This window comes from Oleiphilus sp. HI0117 (assembly GCF_001635235.1).
The window spans coordinates 1-4,826 of the sequence record NZ_LWGA01000111.1; the positions used below are offsets into that span (position 1 = coordinate 1).

The following is a 4,826-nucleotide window of genomic DNA, read 5'->3' on the forward strand; positions in this document are numbered from 1 at the left end:
AATGTACATCATAGAGTCTAGACTCCCTTGTTTAATGCATAATCTGAAAATTCTACTTAGTTAACAGACATATAGGTCTGCATTCCCCTAAGATTATGTTTGATAATTTTTTGTTTTAATAATATTGATCGTTATTCAAAAAAATGAGGGCATTATGAAAGAAGGGACATATCTTGAAGAAGTCAGGCAGCAATACGAGAATTATCCCTACCCTGCAAGAGATCCTGCTAATGAGAAAACAGATCTTTATGTCTCCAAACCCTGCTCCTTAGATTGTCTTAATTATTACGCTTTTGAGGGTAAGCGTGATTTTACTCAGTCGTTTCGAGTCCTAGTTGCCGGTGGCGGGACCGGTGATGATGTTATTTATTTAGCCGAACAACTTAGGGAAACTGAAGTAGAAGTGGTCTATTTGGATATGTCTCAAGCATCAATGGACATCGCCAAGGAACGAGCTAAAGTCAGGAAATTAAAAAATATTACCTGGATTCATGATTCCTTGTTAAATCTGAACAAACAAGAATACGGTGAGTTTGATTTTATTTCCTGTACTGGCGTTTTGCATCACTTGAAAAACCCAGATGAAGGTTTAAAAGCGCTTACTAAGGTACTTCATCCTGATGGTGCGATGTATCTTATGGTTTACGCAACAATTGGACGAACAGGAATCTATCAGATGCAGGAATTAATGCGTCAGATAAATACCGACACGCCCAACATTCAAGACTGTATTGATAACACAAAAAAAACTCTAAACGGGCTACCACAAGGCAATTGGTTTTCCTCAAATAAAGTTTCTTGTAAGAAAGATTTAAGTACAGATATTGGCATATACGATCTACTAATACACTCTCAAGACCGGGCCTATACCGTAAACGAAATGTACGACTATGTTGAAAATGCAGGATTGAAGTTAAATAAACTATATAATCCTGACCACCCTCTTGGTGACATGATTTTTTATCCCGAAACCTATATTCGTGACCCAGAGCTGTTGAACACAATCAAACAACTTCCGCTTAGAAAACAGCAATCTATCTGCGAGTTGTTGTTTGGTCAAATCATGAAACAATGCTGTTTTGTTTCGTTTAAGGAAACTTCTACTCCTAGCATAAAGAATACAGATCTGGTTCCTGCCATCAGCACCATTTACGGCCAAAATGAACGTAAGCAAAATTTGCTTAAGGCGTTTTCTGCACCAGGAAATCAAATACAACTGAACCAAATGTTTACCTTAAAAAGAAACCCACACAGCAAAGCATTGTTTGAACATATAGATGGAAAACGAAGCTTAAAAGAGGTTGTCGAGCAAACCATCAAGACAACGAAAAGCCATGCAACGTTTGAAACCGTCTTTGCAGAACTATGTTCCTTTGTTGAGGTCCTAATAAAACTAGATATGATGTATTTGAGAGAAAAGAGCGCAAGTAGTGCAGCTAATATAAACAATATGATGGGAGTGTGATCAGAAAATGTGTTCGGTTTCTTTAAATGTAAGCGTCCAATCGAGCACAACTAACTGCAAGGTCTAGGCTAGCACTAAGATTTAAAAGGAACTAGCGTATGACTAAACCGAGCGCTAAATATAGCTGGCCAGAGTCGTTGGCTTTTTAGCAAGTGAGTGGCTAAACGATAGCAGACTTCTGTTCCGTGCATAAAATTAGTCCCTTGATGATGGGCTGCAGGGATTCCAAAGTAACAGCTAATCCGACTCTAAACGCAAAACACTGGGTGTTGAGCAATGATTGTTTCGAGTTAAAAGAGGTAGCTCAAAACAGAGCTATTTCTCTCATTCTAATGTCCCACCGATGGTCACTGTGTCTGGGCGTAGGCTTTGATTGACTCTGATCCGTACCAGGTAATTCCGGGCTCTCTCCAAACTTCTCAGTCGATTTACATTTCTTATCACTGTATTTACCGATATCCCGCTTCAAAGCACTGTGTAGTGTTGAGCCTTGGAGTGATAGACTATGGGGTAGATGTCTATAGCGTGGTGGTGGCTACGGATTGGATCTCTTTCTAAGCTAAAATAGAAGAACTAAATATTAAGACCGGAATACTGATGAAGAATAAAGCTCAAAAACAACTCTCGTTTGAACCTCAATACCATCGAAAGTTGGCACAAGGAAAGTACACGCCTATATCAAAGAGGCTAATTAAGGGTAGCAACTCAATTTCGAGTGAAGACGTTGCTGAAGAGCGAGATTGCATACTTGCTGAAGGTTTCACGGTTTGTGAAAGCAGAGCAGAACTGTCTGCGGCGAAAATTGATAATTCAGATAAAGGTGATGTGGCAGCCGTTNTAGCCAATACCAACCCCTTATTCAAGTTACATAATAAGTAAGCGCTTGCTGAAAAAAAATTAAACGAGAGCTTTGCCTCGTAGTAGTTGTCGCAGTCGAATGAGAAATAGGAATTATTGATGGATTTATTGTATTGGCATTGGATTGTTTTTGGGATTTTTCTTGTTCTTTTAGAGCTCGTTATCCCTTCATTCACCGCGCTTTGGTTTGGTATTGGCGGGGTATTGGTTGGCATGTTACTTCTTGTCGAGCCGGATCTAAGTACTACCTTTCAGATAAGCGCCTGGGCTATTTTATCTGCCTTACTCACCAGCATGTGGTTCAAAATACTCAAACCCTCGCGGGATAAGGTAGTTTTACCAGCGCTTGATGAAATTCAGGGTGAACTAGGCGTGACGCTGACGCCTCCTTCCGGGGAAAGGCCGGGGCGCGTTCGCTTTTCTACTCCCATTAAGGGCTATGATGAGTGGGACTTTGAGTCTGATGATCAACTAGATGTAGGAGATGCGGTTAAAGTAACCGGTGTCACTGAACATCGACTAGTGATGAAAAAACAATAAATTATCTTTTAGGAGCAAGGGATTATGGAAGCAGGATTATACATAGCAATAGCGATATTTATTTTATTACTGGTGACGGTTGCACAAGGTGTAAGGCTCGTACCTCAGGGCTATCAGTGGGTTGTACAGCGCTTTGGAAAGTACCAAAAAACACTGAAGCCTGGATTGAATATTATCGTTCCTTATTTTGACCAGGTGGCCTATAAGCTTACAACTAAGCAAATCGTATTGGATATTCCTAGCCAAGAGGTTATTACAAAAGACAATGCTATTATTATTGCCAGTGCCGTAGGTTATATCTCCATTACTGACCCGCAGAAAGCAGTGTACGGTGTTGATAACTACACGATAGGGATACAAACCAAAGTCCAAACAACGCTTCGTTCAATTATCGGTGAAATGAATCTGGATGCGGCATTGAGCTCTCGAGAGCAAATAAAAACCAGCCTCACTAGCACGATTGCGAATGAAATTGCGGAATGGGGTATAGCGCTTCGTTCAGTTGAAATTCAGGACATTAACCCTTCTAAGACGATGCAAGAAGCAATGGAAGAGCAAGCCTCTGCAGAGCGGGCAAGGCGTGCAACGGTGACCAGAGCTGAAGGTTCTAAAGAAGCCCAGATATTAGAAGCCACGGGCCAGAAGCAAGCGCAAATACTGGAAGCACAGGGCCGAAAAGAAGCAGCAGAACAAGATGCTAAAGCTGAATTGCTATTGGCAGAAGCGAGGCAGCAGTCAATCTCAATGGTCTCTGCCCCTTTGACCGATAAAGACATGGCAGTGACCTACCTTCTTGGTGAGAAGTATGTTTCAGCGATAGAAAGCCTGGCGACATCTGAGAACAGCAAGTCGGTAATCTTACCTGCCGATTTACCAAAAGCTATCGCGGGTATGATAGGGAAGTAATACACTAGGGTAGCAAGATAAAGCCTAATTTATGTTTGAGCTAAAAACCATCGCGCTATTCATCGTTACTGCGCTTGCAGAAATTGTTGGTTGCTACCTTCCTTATTTGTACTTAAAGCAGGATAAAAGCCCTTTGTTGCTTATTCCTGCTGCTCTAAGTCTAGGCTTGTTTGCGTGGTTGTTGTCTTTGCACCCTGCTGCTGCGGGCCGCGTTTATGCTGCTTATGGCGGTGTTTATATCCTGGTAGCAATATGTTGGCTATGGGTTGTCGAAGGTATTAAACCCACGTGCTGGGATATTACCGGCGTAGGCGTTGCGCTATTGGGCATGGCAATTATCATGTTCAGCCCTCGTGAGCTATAGCCTGATAGGTAGCTGATGCTTTAAGTGTCATCCACCATGAACTGGCCAGTCTTGCATCGTCCGATAAGCCAGAAGGGGTATCGGTCTTGGCGCGAGTTTTTATTTTTCCATTCCCGAAGAATGGTTTTTCCCACCTAAACGAGTGAATACGCATGGATAAGCTAACGAGTGATAACAAATTAATGGCTTCGGTAGACCTAAAAAACTGGGCGAACCTAAGTCGCTCTGTGTTAAATGGCATCGTTGGTGATTATCTGGAAAAAGAGCACAACCCATTAGCCATCGATATGGCTTTTTACCAGCAAAACATACCTCTATTGCTAGATGACACGCTTGCTCAACAGGTGCTTCAAGGTTCCGGGAGCGTCAAAGCAGAAAAAGCCTTATCTAACAAAATTATCGTCCTCATCCACGGGCTGACCAATCTAGAAACAATATGGGACTTAAAACCAGACTCACTCGGTGGGGAAAGTGAAGGGGAGAGCTCGAGTAATGGTCGTTCAAGTGATGATGACGAAGCGCTAAGTGAAAAAGATAACTATGGTCGACGCTTACAAGAAGAGTTTGGCTTTACGCCTTTTTACTTACGTTACAACACAGGCTTATCGATTAAAGATAATGGGCAAAAATTAACTCGGCTACTTTCAGAGCTCATTGAGGCATACCCCATACCTGTAGAAGAGATCGTGCTAA

The 4,826-nt window shown here is 42.0% G+C and carries 4 protein-coding genes and 1 pseudogene; all 5 read left to right on the top strand.

Going from position 1 to position 4,826, the window contains the following annotated elements:
• Positions 1-154: 154 nt before the first annotated feature.
• On the top strand, positions 155-1,465 hold the full coding sequence (locus A3757_RS01540) for a bifunctional 2-polyprenyl-6-hydroxyphenol methylase/3-demethylubiquinol 3-O-methyltransferase UbiG (protein ID WP_156490708.1): 1,311 nt from the start codon (positions 155-157) through the stop codon (positions 1,463-1,465).
• A gap of 957 nt (positions 1,466-2,422) precedes the next feature.
• Complete coding sequence (locus A3757_RS01550; protein ID WP_068506810.1) at positions 2,423-2,863, top strand: NfeD family protein; 441 nt, start codon at positions 2,423-2,425, stop codon at positions 2,861-2,863.
• 24 nt (positions 2,864-2,887) lie between these two features.
• Complete coding sequence (locus A3757_RS01555; protein ID WP_068507645.1) at positions 2,888-3,769, top strand: SPFH domain-containing protein; 882 nt, start codon at positions 2,888-2,890, stop codon at positions 3,767-3,769.
• A gap of 31 nt (positions 3,770-3,800) precedes the next feature.
• Positions 3,801-4,133: a YnfA family protein gene (locus tag A3757_RS01560; protein WP_068507643.1), complete on the top strand. Its 333-nt coding sequence runs from the start codon at positions 3,801-3,803 to the stop codon at positions 4,131-4,133.
• Positions 4,134-4,285: 152 nt separating this feature from the next.
• Positions 4,286-4,826, top strand: a pseudogene (locus tag A3757_RS01565) (hypothetical protein); the annotation flags it as partial.